The sequence below is a fragment of the Pseudomonas sp. ICMP 561 genome, assembly GCF_002699985.1.
In the GTDB taxonomy this organism is placed as follows: domain Bacteria; phylum Pseudomonadota; class Gammaproteobacteria; order Pseudomonadales; family Pseudomonadaceae; genus Aquipseudomonas; species Aquipseudomonas quasicaspiana.
Map to the genome: position 1 here is coordinate 65601 of NZ_LKBT01000069.1, position 23069 is coordinate 88669.

The window sequence follows — 23069 nt, forward strand, 5'->3', positions numbered from 1 at the left end:
ATCGCGGGCAAGCCTCGCTCCCACAGGTTTTTTTACGCAGAGCGTTTCACACCCGTCTGGCTGGTGATGATGCCGTAGTGCTCGATACGCCGATGACGGGCAAAGTCGAAAATCGTGGTCTTGCCGAAGTTGCACAGGTCCATGTCGCAACGGTGCGTGATGAGTTCGTCACCCTGCCCTTGCGCCCTTGCTACGACAAACCCATTGGGGTCGATGATGACGCTGCCCCCCATCAACGGAAAACCGTCCTCGACGCCGCCCTTGGCGACGCCCACTACCCAGGTGGCGTTCTGATAAGCACCGGCCTGCATGACCAGCTCGGAGTGAAACAGCCGATGCTCTTCGCCTTCACTGCGGTTCTGCGAGTTGATCGAGGGGGTGTTGTACCCCAGCATTACCAGCTCGACACCTTGCAGGCCCATGACCCGATAAGTCTCCGGCCAGCGGCGGTCGTTACAGATGCACATCCCCATTACCGTGTCCTGACTTGACCATGTCGGGAAACCCAGGTCGCCCGGTTCGAAGTAGCGCTTTTCCAGGTGCTGAAAATCGCGTTCGGTATCGAACTCGACATGCCCCGGCAAATGCACCTTGCGGTATTTGCCGACGATGTTGCCCTGACGATCAGTGAGGATGGAGGTATTGAAATGACGGCCTTCGGCGGTCAGCTCGGCGTAACCGAACGAAAGAGCAATCGCATGCTCGCGGGAGTAATCGAACAGTGGTTGAGTCACGGCGCTGGGCATTTCGCGCTCGAACCAGGTATCGACTTCAGCCTGATCTTCCATGTACCAGCGCGGGAAAAAGGTGGTCAGGGCCAGCTCGGGAAAAACCACCAGTTCGCAACCCTGCTGCCGCGCCTGCTCAAGCAGTGCAAGCATGCGCTGGACGACGCTTTCTCTGCTGTCGCTTTTCTGGATTGCACCCAGTTGGGCACCGCCGATGACTATCTCTCGCATTGCGAATCTCCCCTGCCGACGCACCCTTACGCCGTGTCTGGGGCCATTGTGAAAAAGTCTGCGAGGGTTGTCGTATGCCAATACGTCGCCAATCCTTAACCCTTTGTTATGACGCAGCAGGCTATGACGCATCGAACAACTTGAAGCCGCTGGCACGCAGGGTTCCACGCAACTGCTCAACGAACGTTTGCGCCAGTTGCGCCAACGGCTCGCGGCGCAAATGCACAAGACTGACTGTCAGGCGCTCTTGCTGAAGAATTGGCAAAACAGCCATGTGCTGCATGCCGGAGGCGCGCCAGGAAATCTCGTCAACCACGGAAAACCCTGAACCATTTTTGACCAGCGCACAGGCGTGGTGCGGTGAATCCACTTCGATACTCGGCCGATAGGCCAGTCCGGCCTGCTCGAATGCGGGCTTCATGACATTGAAAAAAGGCGTATCGGAGGGATAGCCGATAAATGGGGTGCCCAGCAGCGCCTCCGGCAATTGCTCGGCCGGAACCCTCTCCAGGTCATGCCCTGCTGGACAGATCACCAATACACGAATGTCACTCAAAGGGATGGCGCGCAGATTAGGGTGATCGATGGGAAACAGTGAAACGCCAAGATCAGCCTGCTGATCCAGCAATCGATCACGCAACAGCACATGGCGCAGGCATTCCAGGCTGACCCGGATATCGTCGTTGCTACGCCGGAAAGCAGCCACGGCGTCCGGCACCATTTGATGCCCCATGCTCGGGCTGCTGGCGATACGCAGCACGCCATGGCGCTGCTGAACCAGGTCCAGCAAGGTGGTATTGACCCGCTGGATATTGCGATACACCGACTCGACATCAGTAAACAGCCGCCGGGCCTCCGGAGAGGGATAAAGCCGCCCCTTGACCCGTTCGAACAAGCGAAAGCCAATCCGTGCTTCGGTATGGGACAACATGCGGCTGACCGCTGGCTGGGAGACCAGCAGCAACTGGGCAGCGCCGTTGATAGAGCCGGTGATCATCACTGCGCGAAACACTTCAATCTGTCGCAGGTTCAGAGACTGCATTGTGCTGCTCTCTCCTTGCTTTTTTTTCTCGTTGAAAAACGTTTTTCCGTGCGAGATGTTGTGTTCGCCTGCAACCACTCGCCTTTCCAGCAAACGCATAACATAAGGTTAATCAGGTTTAGCAATTAGTATGCCAAGCCACTAATTTACTTGAGAAAAACACTGACAGATCGTTTCACACACGGTAATAATGCCCGCACTTTTTTTCCGGAGCTTTCTGCCGTGGCCGTCCCGCAAGCTATCTTGCCGATCTTTCTGTTGATTATTCTGGGCTATTTTCTACGCCGTCGTGGCACGCTGACAGCGGAGAGTAACAAGGCCTTCGGCGAACTGGCTTTCAAGCTGTTCATGCCCATGGTGCTGTTCATCGGCATGGCCAAAGCCCCGTTGCATGACGGCTTGAACACGACGATTCTCGCCGCCTACTTCATACCCGCGCTGATCATTTTTGCCGGGGTGAATCTGGTCGCTCACTGGCGCGTCGGTCATCCGACGCCTTTTGGCCTGACCGCAGCGTTTGGTAATAACGGGTTGATGGGTATTGCCCTGGTTGCCAGCCTGTTCGGCAACCCCGGTCTGGTGCTGCTGTTCACCATTCTGGCAGTGCACAGCCTGTTGCTGTTCAGCTTCCAGAGTCTTTACAACAGCCTTGCCGGTGATGAGCCTTTCAGTTTCAAGACCCTGGTTGGCAGCCTCGCCAACCCGATGATCATCGGCCTGTTGCTGGGCGTTCTGCTTAACCTGTCGGGCCTGAAAATGCCGCTATGGGCCGAGCACCTCACCACCTGGCTGGCTCAGGCTGCATTGCCCTGCGCCTTGATCGTGCTCGGCGGCAATCTCGCAGGTTACCGTCTGCGGCCCAGTATCGAAGCGGTCGGGATTACCGTGGCCAAACTGCTGATCATGCCGGTACTGGTGCTGGTGACTTGCATGATTATGGGGATCAGCGGCACACCACGGGCCGTATTGATGCTGATGGCGGCGACGCCTTGCGGACTGAATGTACTGGGCTTCTCACGGACGCAAGAAGACGTACGGAAAACCAGCTCGGCCATTTGCCTGTCGACGCTGGTATCAGCGGCAACCATGCCGATGTGGATGTGGGTCGAAAGCTGGGTTTGATCATTCTGACGTCAGCCTCTTACAAGCACTCCTGAGCAGCCTGTTCGAAACTGGAAGGCGTAAAGCTGGAAGCCAGCAATCGGCGCTCATAAAGAAACACTTTGCCGCCGGCCGGGGCTTTGTATGCCTCGATCACGTTGTCCGCCGCCACAGCGCTGGAAACCACGACCCGATAATGACGCTGGCCTTGCGACAGCGTCGGCGTGAACTTGCGGTCCTGCAATTTGGGCATCAGGCAGTCTGTGTACTGCTCAGGGGACTTCGCCGTCTGCAATACCAGCGTCGGCTGATTGGGAGCAGTTGTACAACCCGCCAGCAATGAAACGGCAATCGCGGCGGTGCAAACAAGAGAAAGGCGCATGGACAAAAAATCCTGAACGAAAAAAATCTGCCGATTGGGCAGGGTCTTCAATGCAGGGCATTTTCCGGATTTGCGTAGGAAACAGAAGTTGTCTGTCGTGATGGTGAATATTGTCGGGAGCGATAGTTCTGCGGCTGACCGGGATTCAACCAACGGGCTGCAGGAGATCGCCTTGTGTCCCTGCCACGGCAAACATGGATCCAAGGAGCTGCCGAAAGCTGCGATCGCGCTGTAGCAGAAGAAATGCTTCGCAGCCTCCGGCAGCTCCTACAGGACCAATGTTTGCTGGGCGACAGCGCGGTGCCAGGGACGCCGAGGATGCAGGGCTAAACCACCCCCCGCTCCTCCAGCATGCGCACAAACATGGTCAGGCTGCGGGACACTGTGCCTTTGCGCCACACCAGCCAGGTGCGCAAAAAGCGGAACGCCTCTGCCATCGGCCATACGCTGACCGTGGTGCAGCCCGGCATGCTCTGCAACATGCTGCGCGGCATGAGCGCCAGACCGGCACCGGCGCTGACACACGCCAGCATGCCGTGATACGACTCCATTTCAAATATCTTGCCGGGCACCGCAGCGTCGGCGGCGAACCACTGTTCGAAGTGATGCCGGTAGGAGCAGTTGGAGCGGAAGGCGTAAATATTCTCGCCGCTGACATCCAGCGCTCGACTGATCGGCGCATGGCTGAGAGGCGCAATCAGCACCATCTCCTCCTCGAACGCAGGCACACCTTCAAGTGCGGGATGCAAAACCGGGCCATCGACAAACGCCGCCACCAGTCGACCGGCCAGTACGGCGTCGATCATGGTTCCGGACGGCCCGGTGGAAAGATCCAGTTCGACCTTCGAGTACTGCTGGTTGTAGGCGGCGAGCAATTCGGGAATCCGCACCGCCGCCGTGCTCTCAAGCGAGCCGAGGGCAAAAGATCCCTGAGGTTCTTCACCGGCAACCGTGGCGCGGGCCTCTCCTACCAGGTCGAGAATGCGCCGGGCGTAATCGAGAAAACTCCAGCCTGCGGGGGAAAGACGCAACCGGCTTTTCTCCCGAATGAACAGATCGACACCCAGATCCTGCTCCAGCTGTTTGATCCGGGTGGTCAGGTTGGAAGGCACGCGATGAATGTGCTGCGCCGCAGCGCTAATGCTGCCCTGCTCGGCAACGGCCTTGAACATTTCCAGCTGAACCAGATCCACGCCATTCTCCTTTTGTGAAAGATACGCTCAGTATTATTCAGTTTTCATAAAAACAACAACGCCGTAACCTGAACTCATTCCCCACCCAGCAGGACGGTGCAATGACTACTATCTCCAGCGTTACCCATGCCATCTCGATCAACCCAGCCAACGGCGAACAGATCGGCCATTATTCTTTTGAATCTGATTCCGCTCTGGACGCCACTTTGTCCCGAGCTTCCACTGGGTTCGCTACCTGGCGTAAAACCCCGGTCACTCAGCGCGCACAACTGATGATTGCGCTCGCCAAAGCCTTGCGGGACAACGCAGCCAGCATGGCAAACATGATCACTCAGGAAATGGGCAAGCCGATTACCCAAGCCCGAGGCGAAATTGAAAAGTGCGCGCAGCTCTGCGAGTGGTACGCCGAACACGGCCCGGCCATGCTCAGCGCCGAACCGACGCTGGTTGAAGGCGGCAAAGCGCAAATTGAATACCGCCCGCTCGGTCCGATCCTCGCGGTAATGCCGTGGAATTTCCCGGTCTGGCAGGTACTGCGTGGCGCGGTTCCGGTACTGCTCGCGGGTAATACCTATGTGCTGAAACACGCGCCCAATGTGATGGGCAGTGCTTATCTGATGCTGGACGCCTTCAAGCGCGCGGGTTTTACCGACGGGGTCTTTGAAATCATCAACGTGACGCCAGAGGGCGTTTCCAAAGCGATTGCCGATCCACGTATCGCAGCGGTGACGCTGACTGGTAGCGTGCGGGCTGGCATGGCGATCGGCGCGCAAGCTGGCGCGGCGCTGAAGAAATGCGTGCTGGAGCTGGGCGGCTCTGACCCGTTTATTGTGCTCAACGATGCGGACCTGGACGAAGCGGTAAAAGCCGCAGTAATCGGGCGCTTCCAGAACAGCGGGCAAGTCTGCGCAGCGGCCAAGCGCCTGATTATCGAAGAAGGCGTGGTCGAGGAATTCACCCGCAAATTCGTCGAAGCAACACGTCAGCTCTCGGTCGGCGATCCATTGCTGGCAGACACTTACGTCGGCCCGATGGCGCGGTTCGATCTGCGAGATGAGCTGGATGGTCAGGTACAAGCCACGCTGAAAGAAGGCGCGACGTTGTTGCTTGGCGGCAAGAAAGCCCAAGGCGCTGGCAATTTCTATGAGCCGACGGTTTTCGCCGATGTCACTGACCAGATGACCTCGTTCAAGGAGGAGTTATTCGGCCCGGTTGCCTCAATCATTACTGCGCGGGATGCCGAACATGCCCTGGCACTGGCCAACGACAGCGAGTTCGGTCTTACCGCAACTATCTATACCCGCGACGTTGATCGGGCACGCAAAATGGCTGACGAACTGGAAACCGGTGGCGTATTCATCAACGGCTACAGCGGCAGCGATCCAAGGGTAAGCTTTGGTGGCGTGAAGAAAAGTGGGTTTGGCCGCGAGCTGTCGCACTTCGGCTTGCGCGAATTCTGCAATGCGCAGACCGTATGGCTGGATCGTCACTAAGCATCTGGTACACCTTCTGCCGCCTGCGCCAACACACGAGCAATTTTAAGCCACTGTGGCGGCGAGGCGGTGTTTCTGTCTGACCGGCTGTATCTGTGGATTTACATAGACTCTGTGGGAGCCGGGCTTGCCCGCGATAAGGTTTCGGTGATTTACCTGAAAGACAGCGGTGTCTGTATCGCGGGCAAGCCCTGCTCCTATCAAAAAAAATATAACTATCTGATTTGGAATGCTTTTTACTGTAGGAGTGAGCTTGCTCGCGATAGCTCCAGTACAGGCAATATATTCATCGACTGACAGGCCGAATCGCGAGCAAGCTCACTCCTACAGGGTCCGTGTTTGCTGCGCGACAGCGCGGTGTCAGGGATACAGGGCTAGCTCCCACAATGTTATGGATTAGCCTCGCAGGATTATCTGACTGAAAAACCATCACTTGCAGGAACAACCGGGGTGGCGCTCCATCTTGCTCGCGACAGCGCTCAATCAGGCTATCAATAGCAAAAAGCAGCACCCTGATTGTAATTTTGGTCAAAACCCGTTGCGCGGATATGCGCAATGAAAATCGTTTCAGCTCAGCACAAACCCCTGCCAGACGGCGATCATGCACTTTGCGCATGGGCCATTCCTAAACGTCATAACCCTATATTTTCGTGCGTGGTAGTCTCGCGCCACTACGAATAGAAGATGCCTAGAATCAGGAAACGTCATGCCCAGAATTTCCCACTTGGCGCTGCGCCAGAATTTTCGCGCGCTGCTTGCTTCACAAACCTGCTTTGAAACCGCCTCTGTCTTCGATCCGATGTCTGCACGCATCGCTGGAGACCTGGGTTTCGAGGTTGGCATCCTGGGAGGTTCAGTGGCATCCCTGCAGGTATTGGCAGCGCCGGATTTCGCGCTGATTACCCTGACTGAGTTTGCTGAACAGGCCACCCGGATCGGCCGCGTTGCACAGCTGCCGTTCATCGCAGACGCCGACCACGGTTACGGTAATGCGCTGAACGTGATGCGTACCGTTGAAGAGCTTGAGCGCGCTGGCGTCGCGGCACTGACGATTGAAGACACGCTGCTGCCTGCGCAGTTTGGCCGAAAGTCCACCGACCTGATTACCATTGAAGAAGGCATCGGCAAAGTCAAAGCCGCTCTGGAAGCACGTATCGATCCCGAGCTGTCGATCATTGCCCGGACCAATGCCGGCGTGTTGCCGGTCAAAGACATCATCGAACGTACCAAAGCCTACGAAAAGGCTGGCGCCGATGGCATCTGCATCGTCGGGATCAGTGACTTCGAGCACCTTGAACAGATCTCGGAGCACCTCACCGTGCCGCTGATGCTGGTGACCTACGGCAATCCCAAGCTCAATGACTCGCAACGTCTGGCAAGCCTGGGCGTGCGCATCATCGTCAAGGGTCATGCCGCGTACTTCGCAGCGATCAAGGCAACTTACGATTCTCTGCGCGCCCAGCGCCAGGTGACGCACAGCACCTCGAACCTGAGCGCTACCGAGTTGACCCACACCTACACCCTGCCTGAGAACTACGTGTCCTGGGCCAAAGAGTTCATGGACGTCAAAGAGTGATCACCCCGCAGGATTGAGTCGAATGTTCACGAGGAAAAGATAGCGCTGCCTTTCTTGTAGGCAGCGTTCAGGTGAATCTCAGGTTCCTGCGTTTCTGAGTCGAGCATCAGTTCGGACGTGATCACCCTGGCCCCGCAGTAATCAAAGATGCCGTGATCTATCTGCGTCTTCATGGCTGACGCATAGCCGTGACGCTCATAGGTCCCCGCATCTGCACCGCCGACTCCCACCAGATGCACCTTAAGGTCTGTGAGCTTCTTGATCAGGGTCGCCTCAGCACTGAAGTCGAACGCCCAGCCATTGGAAAAGACCCGGTCTATCCATCCCTTGAGCAACGCGGGCATGGACCACCAGTAAACCGGATATACGATGATCAATGCGTCTGCGCGATCAATGCGTGCCTGCTCGGCTGCCACGTCGGCCGGGAACGGCCCTTCTTTTCGATGCACTGCAATATCAGCAGCGGTAAAGCGTGGATCGAACCCCGAAGCGGCCAGATCGACCAGCTCGACCGTATTGGCCGCGCCTGCATCCCTGATGCCTTCCGCAATGCGCCGGGCAATGCCGTGAGTGAGAGAGCTGGAATCGGGATGGCTGACGACGATGAGTGCGTGCATGGTAAAGCTCCGACGCTGGATGATTGCTGATGGATGTTCACAGCTATATACTTTTCGTACATTAACCTTAAGTTACCTTTGGTATATAAGCGTGTCAAGCCAGCCATCAAACGCAAAGCCACGCCAACGCATGTCCCGGGAAGGTCGCCTCAGTCAACTGCTGGAAGTGGCATGGCAAATTGTTCGCGAGGAAGGCACGGAAAGCCTGACACTGGGGCATCTGGCGCAAATGGCAGGGGTTACCAAGCCTGTTGTCTATGACCACTTCCCCACTCGCCCGCTGCTGCTGGCCAGACTCTATGCAGATTTTGATGTTCGACAAACCTCTCGCCTGGACGAAGCATTGCGCAACACCGATGCGACCGTGCAGGCTCGAGCGAGGGTCATTGCCGACTCCTACGTCGATTGTGTGCTGCTGCAAGGCAGAGAAATCCCTGGCGTGATCGCAGCACTGAGCAGCTCTCCTGAACTGGAGAAAATCAAACGTGATTACGAGCTGATCTTTATGGACAAATGTCGAGCCGCACTGGGAAGTCACAGCAAACCGAGCCAGATTTCGAATGCCCAGTTGCGCGCCATGCTCGGCGCGGCGGATGCACTGTCCAATGCCGCCGCGGTGGATGAAATTTCCGCAGACGAGGCGAAGTCCGAGCTTTATGAAATTATTCTGGCCATGACTGAAAGAGCTCATTAAGTGAGAACCCAATGATCAACGTCACAGAAGCATCCATCGCGGACCTGCGCGCCGCGCTTGAGTCAGGCCAGACCACAGCCGTCGAGCTGGTCGAGGCGTATCTGGCACGGATTGACGCTTACGACGGTCCGGATACACCGACCGCGCTGAATGCCGTGGTGGTTCGCAATCCCCAAGCCATTGCCGAAGCCCAGGCATCCGACGCTCGTCGCGCGAACGGCCAGACGCTTGGCCCGCTGGACGGCATTCCCTACACGGCCAAAGACAGCTACCTGGTCAAAGGCCTCACCGCCGCATCGGGAAGCCCTGCATTTGTCGATCTGGTTGCTCAGCACGATGCCTTTACTATTGGCCGACTTCGCGCCGCCGGGGCGATCTGTCTGGGCAAGACCAATATGCCGCCGATGGCTAACGGCGGCATGCAACGTGGGGTCTATGGCCGTGCCGAGAGCCCTTACAACGCTGACTACCTGACCGCCCCGTTTGCTTCCGGCTCATCGAATGGCGCGGGTACCGCAACCGCCGCCAGTTTTGCCGCCTTCGGTATGGCGGAGGAAACTTGGTCCAGTGGCCGAGGCCCTGCCTCCAACAACGGCCTGTGTGCCTACACCCCTTCGCGCGGAGTGATATCGGTGCGCGGCAACTGGCCTCTGACGCCGACCATGGACGTTGTGGTGCCTTACGCCAGAACCATGGCTGACCTGCTTGAAGTGCTCGATGTGATCGTTGCAGAAGATCCCGACACCCGTGGCGATCTGTGGCGGTTGCAGCCTTGGGTAGAGCTTCCAGACGTGGCCGCGGTGCGCCCTGTTTCCTATGCTGAACTTGCCGCAGACGCACAGACGCTCGCCGGCAAACGCTTCGGTGTGCCGCGTATGTACATCAATGCCGATCCGCTGGCAGGTACGGCGGAGAAACCTGGTATTGGCGGCCCGACCGGGCAGCGCATCATCACCCGCCCCTCCGTCATCGATTTATGGCAAGAAGCGCGTAAGGCGCTCGAAGCCGCTGGAGCTGAAGTCATCGAAGTGGATTTCCCGCTGGTGTCGAACTGCGAAGGTGATCGTCCCGGTGCGCCGACCGTGTTTACACGTGGGCTGGTTTCCAAAGAGTTCCTGCATCACGAACTATGGGATTTGTCGGCCTGGGCGTTCGATGAATTCCTGCGCGCCAATGGCGACCCGGCGCTGAATCGTCTGGCCGATGTCGACGGGGCGAAAATCTTCCCCCACGACCCAGGCACCCTGCCCAACCGTGAAGACGACCTGGCAGCTGGCATGGATGAATATGTGCGCATGGCCGAGCGCGGGATCACGCCCTGGAATGAGATTCCTACTTTGCCGGATGGCTTGCGCGGACTGGAGCAAACGCGTCGCATCGATCTGGAAGACTGGATGGAAGGCATGGGCCTTGATGCGGTGCTGTTTCCAACGGTAGCCGATGTGGGTCCGGCGAACGCCGATGTCGACCTGCAATCTGCCGATATCGCCTGGAGCAATGGCGTGTGGGTAGCCAACGGAAATCTCGCTATTCGTCACTTGGGAGTGCCGACCGTCACCGTGCCAATGGGCGTAATGGCTGACATTGGCATGCCGATAGGGCTTACCTTTGCAGGACGTGCGTATGACGACTCGAACCTGCTGCGCTTTGCTTCGGCCTTTGAATCGATGGGCAGTAAGCGGATGATCCCGCCAAGAACGCCTGCTTTGAAGTAACGGCACCCGCGATCAAGCCTGGACTTGCCCCATGAGGACTGTCTGAGTCTGGCGCCCTTGCACACTCAGCCCGCGAGACGGGCTGAGCTCTTCTCCGTGTTAGCTGCGCAATGCTTGAGCAAGGCTTTGATTGAGCCGCGAACATTACGCTTGCCCAGTTCCTTGGCTTTAAACCAGCGGCAGTCATCAATCTCGTTGGATGCTCGCGGCTTCTGGTGTTCTGCACGCTGAGCCTCGAAGAGGAAGTGGACGGCTTTGTCGTCCTGATATTCCGAGACGTAGGCAAGCTGATCGAAGGTCAACCCGGTCTCTTCTGCCATTTCACGCATGGCAGCCTGCAACGGTGTTTCGCCCTGCTCGACGCGGCCACCGGGCAGGTTCCATTTGGCGTTGCGCTTGCGAACGAAAAGGATCTCGCCGTGATGACGGCAGATCACGGTGGCACGTCTTTTCAGGCTTTTATGCCCGGAGGTTGCAGCTTCCGTTGCACCCATGGTCGTTCCTTCAAAACGTTTATCTATCAGAAAGCCAATGCGGCAAATGCTCTTCGACGACTGTGCGCCATGCTTGTGTCGATATGATGACCACCGCGGCTGACGGGAAGTTCAGCTTTAAGGGCCGGATAGGTGTGCCCATGCCTTTATGTCGAACAGAATGCATTCTTCCAATGGAACCCAACCCTGTAGGAGTGAGCTTGCTCGCGATAGCGTCAGTCCAGGCATAAATTCGTCAGCCAATAAACCGAATCGCGAGCAAGCTCACTCCTACAGGGATGTAGCTCAATTCAGATAGGTATGCATAGTTTGATGACAACTGCCGAAGGATCCACTGATTACTACGCGACAGCGGTGAGTCAGGGGCTCCAAGGCATTCATCTCACTGTCACTGCGCCATGCAACGCTGAACGCTAGCGTATTCGCCCCATTTTTGAGGTATGCCCCATGAGACTCGCCTCCTACAACGTCGAAAACCTGTTCAATCGCGCCAAGGCGATGAGTCTCGATGGGTGGGCGGAAGGCAAGCCAACGCTGGAGCGCTTCGCAAAACTCAATGCGCTGCTGGGGCAGGAAACCTACTCCGTCGCCGACAAGACAGCCATGGTGAAATTGCTGGCCGAACTTGGGCTCAGCCGATCAGACCGCGGCCCATTCGTGATGCTTCGGCAAAACCGCGGCAACCTGGTCAAACGGCCCCGTAACAGTGAGATGACAATCGTCGCCAATGGCCGTGCGGACTGGACCGGATCGCTTGAACTGATTCAGGCCCCGGTTGACGAAGAAGCCATGCGAAATACCGCCAGAGTGATGATTGATCTGCAGGCAGACGTACTGGCAGTGATAGAAGCGGAAAGCAGGCCAGCCCTTCGTGACTTCAATACCGAAATCATCAGCGGGCTCGGCGGCGATGTGTTCAGCCATGTCATGTTGATCGACGGCAACGACGAGCGCGGCATTGATGTCGGCGTCACGACCAAGGCAGGATTTCCCATCGGCCTCATGCGCAGTCACGTTGACGACAGCGATGACGGAGGCCAGCTGATTTTTTCCAGGGATTGCCCGGAGTTTTACCTGTCCATGCCTTCCGGCGCGCGACTTGTGTTGCTCGTCAATCACCTGAAAAGCAAAGGCTACGGCAGCCTCACCGACTCGGCGAAAAGACGGCTTGCCCAGGCTAACAGAGTGAAGGAAATCTACAACTCGCTCATCGAGCAAGGCGAACAGTATGTCGCCGTGGTGGGCGACTTCAATGACACGCCAGACAGCGACGCGTTGAAACCGCTGCTCCAGGACTCGACCCTGAAGGACGCATTTACCCATGAGCATTTCAACGACGGCGGCTATCCCGGAACGTACGGCTCGTGCAACGCCTCCAACAAAATCGATTACCTGCTGCTGTCTCCGGAACTGTTCAAAAAAGTCAGCGCTGGCGGGGTTTTCCGCAAGGGCATGTGGCCAGGCTCCAGGCCTGTACGCTGGGAAACGTACCCCGAACTGACCCGCAAAGAGAATGCGGGTTCTGACCATGCGGCGGTCTGGGTTGATCTGGATATTTAATTCGAGGAGCAACGAAGCAATACCTGATCAATCAACTTTCGAGATTCAAACGCTCCGACATCTTGACCAGCGTCGCCAGGGAATCCGCACCCATTTTCCGCATCAACGCGCCGCGCCGAACCTTTACGGTTATTTCGCTTACGCCCAGCCGTGCAGCCACTTGCTTGTTGAGCAGCCCCTGAACCACCAGTTCCATGACCTCTCGCTCGCCGTCAGTCAGATTGGCGTGGCACTGCTTCAACTGATCAGTCCGGGCCGCCGCTTCACGGGTTTGCCTGTCTTGACTCAACCCTTGGCTGATGGCGTCGAGCAGATCCTGCTCACGGAACGGCTTGGTCAGAAATTCGATGGCGCCCGCCTTCATGGCTTTTACCGACATGGGGATATCGCCATGCCCGGTGATAAAAATCACCGGCAGTGAAATACACAGCCGCGCCATTTCTCGCTGGAAATCCAGCCCGCTCATCCCCGGCATACGCACATCCAGAACAAGACAAGCGGGCGCATCGGGCAATGTGGCGTCCATGAATTCGCGAGCGGAACCGAACGTCATGCACCCCAGACCGACCGACGCCATGAGATCCTCAAGGGATTCACGCATCGAGCGGTCGTCATCGACGATGTAAACCATGTCGGCAGCGCTTTCAACGGCAGTTTCAGGCATCGGGTTCTCGGGCAATAGCGGGCAGCGTGAAGTGAAAAGTAGCGCCAAACGGTGAACCGGTCGAGGCCCAGATCCGGCCATCATGGGCTTCGATAATGGAACGGCTGATGGGCAACCCCATTCCCATGCCTTCTGGTCGGGTCGTGTAGAAGGCGTCGAACACCCGCTCACAATCGCGCGGCAACAGGCCGTTGCCTTGATCGGAAATCGAGAAGCGCAATTGCTGGGGCGACTCAAGCACCACATGGCAGTCCAGCGTTCGCCGCTCGGGGCTTACCTGACGCATCGCATCAACCGCATTCATGGCCAGATTGAGGATGACCTGCTGAATCTGCACCTCGTCAGCCAACACGGGAGGCAAGCCTTCTTCGACTTGCACGTGCAGCGCGATCTCCTGCTCAGCCAACTCCCCGGCGATCAACCGCAGAGCCCCTTTGACGGTATCTTCGACGTTCAACCACTGCTTGGTCGGCGCCTGATGCTTCGCCAGGCTGCGCAGCCGGGCGATGATTTCACTGGCGCGATGTGTGTCTTCGATGATGCGCTCCACCGCCTGCCGGGCTTTCGGCAGGTTGGGAGGATCCGCAGCGATCCAGCGCAGACAGGCGCTACCGCTGGTGGCTGTGGCCGCCAGTGGCTGGTTCAACTCATGGGCAATAGAGGCGGCAAGCTCGCCCAGTACATTGACCCGGGCGACATGTTCCAAGTGCGCGCGGGTCTCGTGTACGGCGCGAATAGCCGCCGACAGACGCAATGCCAGCCAGGTCGTGCAGGCAATGGCCGCGAGGCTGATCAGCACATTGACCAGTCCCGACTCCGTATCGCCAAAGCGCGTGAACCGGTAACTCAGAATCGTCAGTACCATACAGACGAGGGACACCCCAGCCACCGCCCGCGCGGGCAGAAACCTGGCGGCGATCAGCACCACGATGACTTGAAAGACCCCGACCGCAATTTCAAGATCGGTGACCGTATCAATTGCAGCAATCCCCAACGCCAACGCGAACAACAGGACCAAACGAAGCGTTAATCGAGTCCGTCTCACTGGATCACCATCGCGCATTACCCCATCAGGATTGCAGACGCAGAGTGTATAGCGGCCACCGTCGCCTGTTCACTGAAAACTTCAACCCACTCAGGACGGGTTGTCCAGACTGAACTGGTCAGCCCCGTCGTCATAGGCGAAAAGCTCGGCATAGCGTCCCCACTGGGTCACGCAGTCCAGCGTAACGGCCGCATCGCTTTCGGACATGAAATCTTCCAGCTCATCACGAAAGCGTCTGGCCGGTGCCGTGCGCCCCGGACGATCATCCAGCACCCGACGGATATGGCTGACCAGCGGCACATACCTGAGCAGGTGCTGGGCAAACAATTGTTTGCGCTCGTCCACGTCCGACTGGGCGTAACGTCGACCCGCAGGCAGCAGCGTGATATCGCCTTCGCGCATTTCGGCAAATCGCATCAGTTGCAGCACTTCTGCCAGCGAAAAAAGATCACCCGACGTGGAGCGCAATGCCGTGGCCAGTTCACGCAGATCGGCCTGCCCGCCATAGGGAGCATTGTCCACCGCCTCGATCAGCCCCGCCAAAGCGTTGGTGGACGTCAGCGGCAAGACCATGCCGATGCCGTTGCCTGCAAACAGGCTCTCGCGTTGCGCATGCACGGTAGTGCCGCCCGCCATGTGCACATAAATGCTTTCGACCAACGCCTGAAAAGCTGGGTCTGTACGGTTGCGCGGCTGGGCGAGATCAACCTTTACCTCGCACATGATCCGCCCCGGATTGGAGGACAGAATCAGGATGCGATCACACATCAAGACCGCTTCTTCAATGTTGTGGGTGACCATCAGGATCGACTTGATCGGCATCCGGCCCTCGCTCCAGAGGTCGAGCAAATCCGTGCGCAGTGTTTCCGCGGTCAACACGTCCAGAGCGGAAAACGGCTCATCCATCAACAGAATATCGGGGTTGACCACCAGCGCGCGGGCCAGGCCGACACGCTGGCGCATGCCTCCGGACAACTCTTTAGGGTAGGCACTTTCAAACCCGTCGAGGCCGATCATATCGATGGCCGCCAAGGCCCGCCTACGCCGCTCTGGCCCTGCCACGCTCAATGCCTCCAGGCCGATTTCAACGTTCTGAAGGACGGTCAGCCAAGGGAACAAGGCAAAGCTCTGGAACACCATCCGCACCGAGGTCGAAACACCCGGCGTATTTGCCGGGAACGCCACCACACCGGTGGTGGGCGACACCAGCCCGGCGATGGAGCGCAACAGCGTGGATTTCCCCGACCCCGACCGCCCCAGCAGCCCGATGACCTCGCCGTCGTTGAGACGCATGGCGACATCATCCAGCACCACGCGCTTGGTGCCCCCGGCCGTGCCGTAAACATGACCAAGTCCCTGCACGTCCACCAGACAACGTTTGTCGATTACTTCCATTGGAATACCCTCAATCAATTCGAAGCCGACGTTCGGCAAAACGGTACAGCGGACGCCACAGCAGGCTGTTGAAACCGACCACAAACACGGACATCACAACGATACCCAGCGCCACCCGCTGGAAATCCCCCGCCGTCGTTGCCTGAGCAATGAAAGAACCCAGCCCCGACGCATACAGATGATCGCTGCCCCACGACACCGCCTCGGCGACGATGCTGGCGTTCCAGGAGCCACCGGCAGCCGTCAAAGCGCCGGTCACGTAATAGGGAAAAACACCCGGCAGCACGACTTTGCGCCACCATTGCCAACCCCGCACACGGAACACCCGTGACGCTTCGAGCATGTCAGTTGGCAAGGCACTGGCACCGGCGATCACGTTAAAAAGGATGTACCACTGGGTACCCAGGATCATCAGCGGCGACAGCCATACATCCGGGTTCAGCTTCAGGGCGACAATCGTGACCACGGCAAACGGGAACAGAATGTTTGCCGGGAACGCAGCCAGTAATTGCGCGACAGGCTGCAAACGTTCTGCCCAGCGCGGATTCAGGCCGATCCAGACACCGACGGGCACCCACACAAGACTGGCCAGGGCGATAAGTACCGCCACACGCGCCAGGGTGGCGAGCCCCAGACCAAACACATTCACCACCTCCTCCACGCCCAGCGTGGTGCCGATAAAGCACGCCAACTGATAGATGCCGGTCATGCACGCACTCACGACCAACGCTATCCACGCGAGATCGAGGTAACGGTGCCACCGGGAGTTGATCGTGAAGCTGACGTGCGCCAGTCGGGGCAACCGCACGGATGGCATCCAGTCGCTCACGCTGCGCAGGCATGCAAACAACAGAGGCACAAGTCGTGTGGACCTGAACAGGTCGTAGACCCGTGATCGCGGACGTTTATGTGAGGCGGTCTGTTCAAATCGAAACTTGTCCGCCCACGCCACGATCGGCCGGAAAAACAACACGTCATACAGAACGATCACCCCGACCATGGCCAGCACCGCCCAACTGATTGCGGCGATATCCTTCTGCTGAATCGCGAGCGCCAGCCACGAACCGATACCCGGCAAATTGACGGTGCTGTCCCCGACCGTGATGGACTCGGATGCCACGACGAAAAACCAGCCGCCTGACATGGACATCATCATGTTCCACACCAGCCCCGGCATCCCGAACGGCAGCTCGACCTTGATGAACCGCTGCCACGGCGAGAACGAAAACTGCCGACTGACATCGTAAAGGTCGTTAGGCACGGTCCTCAGGGATTGGTAAAAGCCGAAGGTCATGTTCCAGACCTGACTGGTAAAAATGGCAAACACCGCCGCGCATTCCAGCCCCCACTGGCGGCCCGGAAAAATGCTCATGAAGAACACAACCGTAAACGTCAGGAAACCCAGCACCGGCACCGACTGAAGAATATCCAGCGCCGGTAAAATAACCATCGCGGCCCTGCGGCTTTTGGCGGCCAGTGTGGCGATAACAATGGAAAACACAAAAGACACAAACAACGCGGCAAACATGCGCAAGGTGGTACGCAAGGTATACGAGGGCAAGTGCGCCAGATCGAGTGACACAGGCGCAGAATCAAGGACGCTGAGTGGCTGATTCATTTGTCCGGCACTGTAAAAAACAAACAGCGCCAGCAAAGCGATCGCGGCAATCAGCGCGCCCTCAGCGAGCAAGGATGCAGCGTGAGGTTGTGCCGGTTTGTTTACCGGGCTTCTCAGGGTTGCAGGCAGGGAAAAACGCATAAAATAGCCTCTGTCGTGCGGCTCAAACGTCTGGCATCCACCTTGTCAGGTGAAGCAAACGCATGGAGCACCTCGATCCAGTCATCAGGTTTGCTCTACTGGGGTAAAGCATAAGGACTGACGGTTATCGGATCGACAGAAACTAAGGACGTTAAAATATACGTTGGTATATCAGGGACGCGTGCTGACGACTCATGTGTTGTTAGCTGCGTAATTGCATGGGCCTGGCCAGTGATCGAGTTGCCAGGTTAAGACATTTGAGGCAACCTGAGTGAAAAGAATCAGCACTGCCCAAGGCATGCAACACTTTCACTACAGCAGTGAAAACCACCTATTGAATTTGATTGATACCCGTTATAAAGGAGTCAAGACATGACAGACGGTACTCAAGAAGTTAAATCGATTATTTTATGCGAACAATATCAATCAATAGTAAATTCTATTAAAAAAGCCACGGAAATTAAAATATATGAAGGCGACGACGACATCCTGGCATCAATAGTTTCAAAAAGATTGGCGCTATCAGGGTTGTCATATGATGAGATAATGGAAAGCTTAAAAGATGAGTTCTCCTTATTGACATACTCAATTAACAAATTCAAAAACATACAAAAAGATATTGAACAGGACGGGTATGAGCCAAGCACGCCCATCAAGCCCCATGGCTATGCACAAGGATTTCTCCTGGCCAACCTCATGGAGTTTGAAATCGCTAAGCGAGGGCATAAAGAGCTTGAGCAATACCTTAAAGCCTCTCGCATTCCCCACTGGAAAAATTATGCTAAAGAAGTTTTGAGCTTCATGCCTTGAGAACCTTTTGCAGCTGAATGGCTTAATCATACTGATCCCAGCCATGCCCCATAAATCCTGAGCATGACCGATCAGCCTCTTAAGACCATTGAAGGCATGCAGCATCTGGTCCTGTCACGGGGTTGATGGTGTCTGTCCAAACTCTAAAGGCAACTCAACCGGCTTGCGATTAGTAATCCCGAACGGAATATGAACCGACGGTGCCACGGCACTGGCGGACTTCAGGTGCCCGGACTGGTCATCGAAGAATATATGTGGCTTTAAAACGGCGAGCACTTTGCCCTTCTCTATTCCGCCCAGAAAGAACGCGTCGTTGACCATCACGCCCCAGCTCTTCAGGGTATTCAGCGCGCGCTCATGTGATGGGGCGCTTCGGGCGGTAACGATGGAAACCCTGATCCGGTTTTCATAGTCAGGGTTGAGCTTTTTGTGCTCCTCCTCAACAGACTGGATCTTTGCCATGCGGACCATGAACTCTTTCAGAGGGCCTGGGTTATGCGGCTCCATGGCGTTTTTCACTTCATGGGCATGGAATTCCACCAGACCGGACGATTGCATGACTGTCTCGGCTTCATCCCCCGCCAGCACCCCGTCAAAGTCGAAGGCGATGCGCAGCGTCTTGTCGTCTTCATCGTCATCAAACTGCGAATCCAGCACCTGCCCAGCCGGATGCCCGGCCTTGATCGCAGCCTCGACGTCAGCCTTGTTGCCCGACAGAAACAACGCAATGTTCAAGGCCGGAATGTATTCGTACGGGGACCGACCCTGCATGAAAATAGCGCGGGTCATGCCCAGGCCGTAATGCTCAATGGTCTTCATCACCCGCAACCCTGTGTCCGGATCATTTCGGGATAACAGCACCACTTCGACCAGTGGATCGGACGGGTCTTCACACAAGTCATTTAGCGACAGCAAACGTTTGATGAAAGGATAAGCGATCCCTTTGGGCAACGGATTGTTCAGGTTTTTCTCCTGAAACTTCCGGTACTCCTCCTCCCCCTGGCTGCGAAACACCGCGTCCGAGTCCAGTAGATCAAATACCGCGCTGGAGGCGACACCAATGACTAAACGATTTTCCAGCTCGTAGGGCATTAGGGTTCTCTTGGTTAATTAAGTGGGTGCGACAGCAAGACAGTCGAGGGCAGTGTACCGGTGATATGCCTGCTCTACGATCCGTCGTCGAGGATGCGATTGAGCAGGACTTAATCCCGGCTGCTGTAACGTGACATATCGGTCAAGCTCATTTCAATGGCTTGCCTCGTGTAGTTCATGCAGCTACCGCGTCGAAATATTCAGGCATTGCACTGCTGATTGACGGGATCAAAATACGAAACTGTGTCCGAGTTCTTTCTCCATCCACTCAAGGAAGCGCCTGACCCGAGGAAAGCTGGAGTGAGCCTTTGGAAAAACCAGATGATGGGCGGCTACCGGTGAACTCAACGCTTCAGGCGCAACCTCAACCAACGTGCCGTTGGCGATGTACTTTTGGGCCAGAAGCGCGCTTTCCAGCGCGAAACCCAAACCGTGGCTCGCTGCTTCAAGGGTCATGTAAGAGCGATCAAAACTGAGCGCATAAGGCTTTTCCGGGCGAGCCAAACCGTGCTGCGCGAACCACTCTGGCCAGCGAAGCAAAGTTGCTTCGGACAGGATCAAATCTTCGGCAAGAAGATCAACTGCTTTGCTGACAGGGCAGCGCGCGAGCAGCTTGGGCGAGGCCAGCACCATGAAACTCTCGTTGCGTACCGTGCGAACTTCGTAACTGGGCCAGTTTGGCAGGCCGTGGCGAATATCAACGTCAATCTTGTCCTGACTGAAATGCAACGACTCGTAGGAACATGACAAATTTATTTGTATGTCGGGATTGCTCATTCGGAACGCCTCCAGACGGGGCATCAGCCAGAGCAGACCAAAGCTAGGCGACGAATGCAGTCGCAGGCAATCCAGGCTGACATCACTTGCCGCGCGTTCTGTCGCGACCTCCAGGCTCTGCAACAACCCGGAAATATCTTTCAGATACTGCTCGCCCACAGGAGTCAGCGTCACACCACGTGCGGCCCGAACGAACAGCTGTCGTCCAATCATGACCTCCAGTTTTGCCAACTGGTGGCTAACCGCTGAAGGCGTGAGATCCAGCACTTCCGCCGCCCGGGCGAGATTGCCAAAGCGCGCGGTCTGCTCGAAGGCTTGAATCGCTCTCAGCGGTGGCAGATGAGATAAAGGTGGGGCGATCTGGCGCATCAACGTTTCGCCTATTGTTTTTAGTGGTCGTGGAGAAGCAGCATTCAACCATTAGTTATTTCGGATGACGAGAGGTGAATTTTATTCACCTAGCAGTGACTTTTACGTTATTGCTCGGCACACCTGCCAGGAACACTCTGAATCATCGATCACAAGATCGAACCATAAAAACAATCAGAGGTATCCCTCATGCTTCTTCAAGGCAAAGTCGCAATCATCACCGGCGCAGCATCAGAACGCGGCATTGGTCGCGCAACGGCTATCACCTTCGCTAAACATGGCGCACAGGTCGTCATTCTGGACCTTGATGAGTCGGCAGCACGTGATGCAGCCGCTGCGCTCGGTGACGGCCACCTGGGCCTGGCCGCAAACGTAGCTGACGAACATCAGGTTAAGCAGGCAGTGGCCAAGGTTCTGGAGCGGTTTGGTCGAATCGACGTGCTCGTTAATAACGCCGGTATCACGCAGCCCATCAAGACACTCGATATACGCCCCTCCGATTACGACAAGGTGCTCGACGTCAGCCTGCGTGGCACGCTCCTGATGTCTCAAGCGGTCATCCCGACCATGCGCGCTCAGTCTTCGGGCAGCATTGTCTGCATGTCATCCGTTTCGGCGCAGCGCGGAGGCGGAATCTTTGGTGGTCCGCACTACAGCGCCGCCAAGGCCGGTGTACTCGGACTGGGCAAAGCGATGGCCCGTGAGTTCGGGCCAGACCAGATCCGCATCAACTCGATCGCGCCCGGACTCATTCATACCGATATCACGGGCGGACTGATGCAGGACGAACGCCGTCACGCCATCATTGATGGCATCCCGCTGGGTCGTCTTGGCGCAGCTCAGGACGTTGCCAACGCAGCGCTGTTTCTGGCCAGCGACCTGTCGTCCTACCTCACGGGTATCACGCTGGATGTCAACGGCGGCATGCTGATTCACTGAGTCGGTAGCGGCCCACCATGTTCTCGATCGACGATACGCCCTGCTTTGCGCCGGGCGGTCTATAACAACAAGAGATCAGACAATCATGATCACCACCATGACGCTCGAAGCGGCTTCGACCGCGCGTTCCAACGCTTATCGCAAAACCGCCTGGCGACTGATGCCCTTCCTGATGCTGTGCTACCTGTGCGCTTATCTGGATCGTGTCAACGTAGGCTTTGCAAAGCTTCAGATGATGAATGACCTGGCGTTCAGCGAGGCCGTCTACGGACTCGGTGCGGGTATGTTTTTTATTGGTTACTTCCTCTGCGAAGTGCCCAGCAACCTGATCCTTCATAGAGTGGGTGCACGTCGCTGGATCGCGCGCATCATGATCTCGTGGGGGATTATCTCCGCCCTGTTCGCTTTCGTCGAAACGGCCTGGCAGTTCTACACGTTGCGCTTTTTGCTGGGTATTGCAGAGGCGGGTCTGGCCCCGGGACTTCTGCTCTACCTCACTTATTGGTTCCCCTCGTACCGCCGCGCAAAAATGACTGTGCTGTGGTTCATTGCCATTCCGCTTTCGGGAATGATCGGCGGGCCTCTGTCAGGTTTGATAATGGCAAAGTTCGCTGGCTTTCATGGCTGGGCTGGCTGGCAGTGGATGTTTGTCATCGAGGCGATCCCCACCGTCATCGTAGGCCTGTTCGTACTCGGGTATCTGAAGGACGGTGTTCATCAGGCCACATGGCTGACCGATGATGAGAAGGCGCTCATCAACAAGGAGCTTGAGGAGGACAACAGCCGCAAAGTTACCCACGGCTCTGTTAAGGAGTTTCTGCACGATCGCAGGCTCTGGTTGCTGGCGTGCATCTACTTCTGTGTCGTGATGGGGCAGTACGCGATTACTTTCTGGCTACCGACCCTCATAAGAAATGCGGGCGTTGCTGACCCGCTACACATCGGCCTGGTCACCAGCCTGCCCTACATGTGCGCCATCGTGGTGATGCTTTTGATGGGCCGCAGCGGGGATAAACACCGTGAGCGCCGCTGGCACCTCGTCGGCCCCATGATTGCGGGTGCGCTAGGCCTTACCCTTGCAGCATTGATGGGTGGAAACCTGGTTTTTTCGGTGCTGAGCCTATGCCTCGCAGCGGCCGGCGTTCTGTCCGCGTCCTCACTTTTTTGGATGTTACCCACCACATTGCTGGGCGGTGTGTCGGCTGCGGCAGGCATCGCTGGCATCAACAGCTTCGCCAACCTCGCAGGCTTCTGCTCGCCCTACCTGATCGGCTGGATCACCACGACAACCGGCTCAAGCGCCATTGGCATGTACCTCATCACCGGCGTGCTGTGCATCGGTGCCTGTCTGGTGCTGCGCATCCCGGCCGCTCTGGTCAATCGTTGAGTCAAC

At 57.0% G+C, this 23069-nt stretch carries 21 protein-coding genes; 9 read left to right on the forward strand and 12 right to left on the reverse strand.

Annotated features, from left to right (window positions below):
- Positions 1-32 precede the first annotated feature (32 nt).
- The gene (locus tag AO242_RS27030; RefSeq protein ID WP_099271084.1) at positions 33-959 is read right to left on the reverse strand and encodes an N-carbamoyl-D-amino-acid hydrolase; all 927 of its coding nucleotides are present in this window, start codon (positions 957-959) and stop codon (positions 33-35) included.
- Between the two features lie 121 nt (positions 960-1080).
- A complete protein-coding gene (locus tag AO242_RS27035) occupies positions 1081-2001 on the reverse strand; it encodes a LysR family transcriptional regulator (RefSeq protein WP_099271232.1) in 921 nt (306 codons plus the stop codon).
- A gap of 222 nt (positions 2002-2223) precedes the next feature.
- Here AO242_RS27035 and AO242_RS27040 point away from each other — a divergent pair, with 222 nt between their 5' ends.
- Positions 2224-3123 (forward strand): AEC family transporter, encoded by a 900-nt coding sequence (locus tag AO242_RS27040; RefSeq protein WP_099271085.1) that lies wholly within the window; start codon positions 2224-2226, stop codon positions 3121-3123.
- Positions 3124-3142: 19 nt separating this feature from the next.
- Here AO242_RS27040 and AO242_RS27045 read toward each other — a convergent pair whose 3' ends face one another.
- Together AO242_RS27045 and ptrR are read right to left on the reverse strand one after the other, a co-directional pair.
- Entirely contained in the window at positions 3143-3484 is a 342-nt protein-coding gene (locus AO242_RS27045) for a hypothetical protein (RefSeq protein WP_099271233.1), read from the reverse strand.
- A 326-nt stretch (positions 3485-3810) separates the two neighbouring features.
- Positions 3811-4677: a putrescine utilization regulator PtrR gene (gene ptrR / locus AO242_RS27050; RefSeq protein WP_027899167.1), complete on the reverse strand. Its 867-nt coding sequence runs from the start codon at positions 4675-4677 to the stop codon at positions 3811-3813.
- A 101-nt stretch (positions 4678-4778) separates the two neighbouring features.
- Between ptrR and AO242_RS27055 the strand changes: the two genes are divergently transcribed.
- Both AO242_RS27055 and AO242_RS27060 read left to right on the forward strand, forming a co-directional pair.
- Entirely contained in the window at positions 4779-6170 is a 1392-nt protein-coding gene (locus AO242_RS27055) for an aldehyde dehydrogenase family protein (RefSeq protein ID WP_099271086.1), read from the forward strand.
- Between the two features lie 706 nt (positions 6171-6876).
- Positions 6877-7746, forward strand: a complete 870-nt coding sequence (locus tag AO242_RS27060) for an isocitrate lyase/PEP mutase family protein (RefSeq protein WP_027899169.1) — start codon at positions 6877-6879, stop codon at positions 7744-7746.
- Positions 7747-7772: 26 nt separating this feature from the next.
- On the opposite strand, the gene AO242_RS27065 is transcribed toward AO242_RS27060, so the two are convergent.
- On the reverse strand, positions 7773-8363 hold the full coding sequence (locus tag AO242_RS27065; protein ID WP_099271087.1) for an NAD(P)H-dependent oxidoreductase: 591 nt from the start codon (positions 8361-8363) through the stop codon (positions 7773-7775).
- Positions 8364-8454: 91 nt separating this feature from the next.
- Here AO242_RS27065 and AO242_RS27070 point away from each other — a divergent pair, with 91 nt between their 5' ends.
- A complete protein-coding gene (locus AO242_RS27070) occupies positions 8455-9057 on the forward strand; it encodes a TetR/AcrR family transcriptional regulator (RefSeq protein WP_099271088.1) in 603 nt (200 codons plus the stop codon).
- Positions 9058-9068: 11 nt separating this feature from the next.
- Entirely contained in the window at positions 9069-10772 is a 1704-nt protein-coding gene (locus tag AO242_RS27075; protein WP_099271089.1) for an amidase, read from the forward strand.
- A 65-nt stretch (positions 10773-10837) separates the two neighbouring features.
- Here the strand turns inward: AO242_RS27075 and AO242_RS27080 are convergent, their stop codons facing one another.
- Entirely contained in the window at positions 10838-11266 is a 429-nt protein-coding gene (locus tag AO242_RS27080) for an NUDIX hydrolase (protein ID WP_099271090.1), read from the reverse strand.
- Positions 11267-11713: 447 nt separating this feature from the next.
- On the opposite strand from AO242_RS27080, the gene AO242_RS27085 reads away from it, so the two are divergent.
- The gene (locus AO242_RS27085) at positions 11714-12826 is read left to right on the forward strand and encodes an endonuclease/exonuclease/phosphatase family protein (RefSeq protein ID WP_099271091.1); all 1113 of its coding nucleotides are present in this window, start codon (positions 11714-11716) and stop codon (positions 12824-12826) included.
- A 31-nt stretch (positions 12827-12857) separates the two neighbouring features.
- Here the strand turns inward: AO242_RS27085 and AO242_RS27090 are convergent, their stop codons facing one another.
- From AO242_RS27090 to AO242_RS27105, 4 genes are all read right to left on the reverse strand, one after another.
- Complete coding sequence (locus tag AO242_RS27090; protein ID WP_099271092.1) at positions 12858-13490, reverse strand: response regulator transcription factor; 633 nt, start codon at positions 13488-13490, stop codon at positions 12858-12860.
- On the reverse strand, positions 13483-14553 hold the full coding sequence (locus AO242_RS27095; protein WP_099271093.1) for a sensor histidine kinase: 1071 nt from the start codon (positions 14551-14553) through the stop codon (positions 13483-13485). Before AO242_RS27095 ends, AO242_RS27090 begins: the two co-directional genes overlap by 8 nt.
- Before the next feature lie 72 nt (positions 14554-14625).
- Entirely contained in the window at positions 14626-15930 is a 1305-nt protein-coding gene (locus tag AO242_RS27100; protein WP_099271094.1) for an ABC transporter ATP-binding protein, read from the reverse strand.
- A 10-nt stretch (positions 15931-15940) separates the two neighbouring features.
- Positions 15941-17689, reverse strand: coding sequence for an ABC transporter permease (locus tag AO242_RS27105; protein ID WP_099271095.1), 1749 nt, complete (start codon positions 17687-17689; stop codon positions 15941-15943).
- Positions 17690-18061: 372 nt separating this feature from the next.
- Here AO242_RS27105 and AO242_RS27110 point away from each other — a divergent pair, with 372 nt between their 5' ends.
- Positions 18062-18499, forward strand: a complete 438-nt coding sequence (locus tag AO242_RS27110) for a hypothetical protein (protein WP_099271096.1) — start codon at positions 18062-18064, stop codon at positions 18497-18499.
- A gap of 114 nt (positions 18500-18613) precedes the next feature.
- On the opposite strand, the gene AO242_RS27115 is transcribed toward AO242_RS27110, so the two are convergent.
- A complete protein-coding gene (locus AO242_RS27115; RefSeq protein WP_099271097.1) occupies positions 18614-19591 on the reverse strand; it encodes a 5'-nucleotidase in 978 nt (325 codons plus the stop codon).
- 228 nt (positions 19592-19819) lie between these two features.
- Positions 19820-20737, reverse strand: a complete 918-nt coding sequence (locus tag AO242_RS27120; RefSeq protein WP_099271098.1) for a LysR substrate-binding domain-containing protein — start codon at positions 20735-20737, stop codon at positions 19820-19822.
- Between the two features lie 189 nt (positions 20738-20926).
- Here AO242_RS27120 and AO242_RS27125 point away from each other — a divergent pair, with 189 nt between their 5' ends.
- Together AO242_RS27125 and AO242_RS27130 are read left to right on the forward strand one after the other, a co-directional pair.
- Positions 20927-21676: an SDR family NAD(P)-dependent oxidoreductase gene (locus AO242_RS27125; RefSeq protein WP_099271099.1), complete on the forward strand. Its 750-nt coding sequence runs from the start codon at positions 20927-20929 to the stop codon at positions 21674-21676.
- Positions 21677-21761: 85 nt separating this feature from the next.
- Positions 21762-23063 (forward strand): MFS transporter, encoded by a 1302-nt coding sequence (locus tag AO242_RS27130; protein ID WP_099271100.1) that lies wholly within the window; start codon positions 21762-21764, stop codon positions 23061-23063.
- The last annotated feature ends 6 nt before the right edge of the window (positions 23064-23069 follow it).

Excerpts from the sequence above, each read along its gene's own strand:
- AO242_RS27030 (WP_099271084.1), bottom strand. The coding sequence starts at position 959 with ATGCGAGAGATAGTCATCGGCGGTGCCCAACTGGGTGCAATCCAGAAA.
- AO242_RS27035 (WP_099271232.1), bottom strand. The coding sequence starts at position 2,001 with ATGCAGTCTCTGAACCTGCGACAGATTGAAGTGTTTCGCGCAGTGATG.
- AO242_RS27045 (WP_099271233.1), bottom strand. The coding sequence starts at position 3,484 with ATGCGCCTTTCTCTTGTTTGCACCGCCGCGATTGCCGTTTCATTGCTG.
- AO242_RS27055 (WP_099271086.1), top strand. The coding sequence starts at position 4,779 with ATGACTACTATCTCCAGCGTTACCCATGCCATCTCGATCAACCCAGCC.
- AO242_RS27060 (WP_027899169.1), top strand. The coding sequence starts at position 6,877 with ATGCCCAGAATTTCCCACTTGGCGCTGCGCCAGAATTTTCGCGCGCTG.
- AO242_RS27065 (WP_099271087.1), bottom strand. The coding sequence starts at position 8,363 with ATGCACGCACTCATCGTCGTCAGCCATCCCGATTCCAGCTCTCTCACT.
- AO242_RS27075 (WP_099271089.1), top strand. The coding sequence starts at position 9,069 with ATGATCAACGTCACAGAAGCATCCATCGCGGACCTGCGCGCCGCGCTT.
- AO242_RS27080 (WP_099271090.1), bottom strand. The coding sequence starts at position 11,266 with ATGGGTGCAACGGAAGCTGCAACCTCCGGGCATAAAAGCCTGAAAAGA.
- AO242_RS27085 (WP_099271091.1), top strand. The coding sequence starts at position 11,714 with ATGAGACTCGCCTCCTACAACGTCGAAAACCTGTTCAATCGCGCCAAG.
- AO242_RS27090 (WP_099271092.1), bottom strand. The coding sequence starts at position 13,490 with ATGCCTGAAACTGCCGTTGAAAGCGCTGCCGACATGGTTTACATCGTC.
- AO242_RS27095 (WP_099271093.1), bottom strand. The coding sequence starts at position 14,553 with ATGCGCGATGGTGATCCAGTGAGACGGACTCGATTAACGCTTCGTTTG.
- AO242_RS27100 (WP_099271094.1), bottom strand. The coding sequence starts at position 15,930 with ATGGAAGTAATCGACAAACGTTGTCTGGTGGACGTGCAGGGACTTGGT.
- AO242_RS27105 (WP_099271095.1), bottom strand. The coding sequence starts at position 17,689 with ATGCGTTTTTCCCTGCCTGCAACCCTGAGAAGCCCGGTAAACAAACCG.
- AO242_RS27110 (WP_099271096.1), top strand. The coding sequence starts at position 18,062 with ATGACAGACGGTACTCAAGAAGTTAAATCGATTATTTTATGCGAACAA.
- AO242_RS27115 (WP_099271097.1), bottom strand. The coding sequence starts at position 19,591 with ATGCCCTACGAGCTGGAAAATCGTTTAGTCATTGGTGTCGCCTCCAGC.
- AO242_RS27120 (WP_099271098.1), bottom strand. The coding sequence starts at position 20,737 with ATGCGCCAGATCGCCCCACCTTTATCTCATCTGCCACCGCTGAGAGCG.
- AO242_RS27125 (WP_099271099.1), top strand. The coding sequence starts at position 20,927 with ATGCTTCTTCAAGGCAAAGTCGCAATCATCACCGGCGCAGCATCAGAA.
- AO242_RS27130 (WP_099271100.1), top strand. The coding sequence starts at position 21,762 with ATGATCACCACCATGACGCTCGAAGCGGCTTCGACCGCGCGTTCCAAC.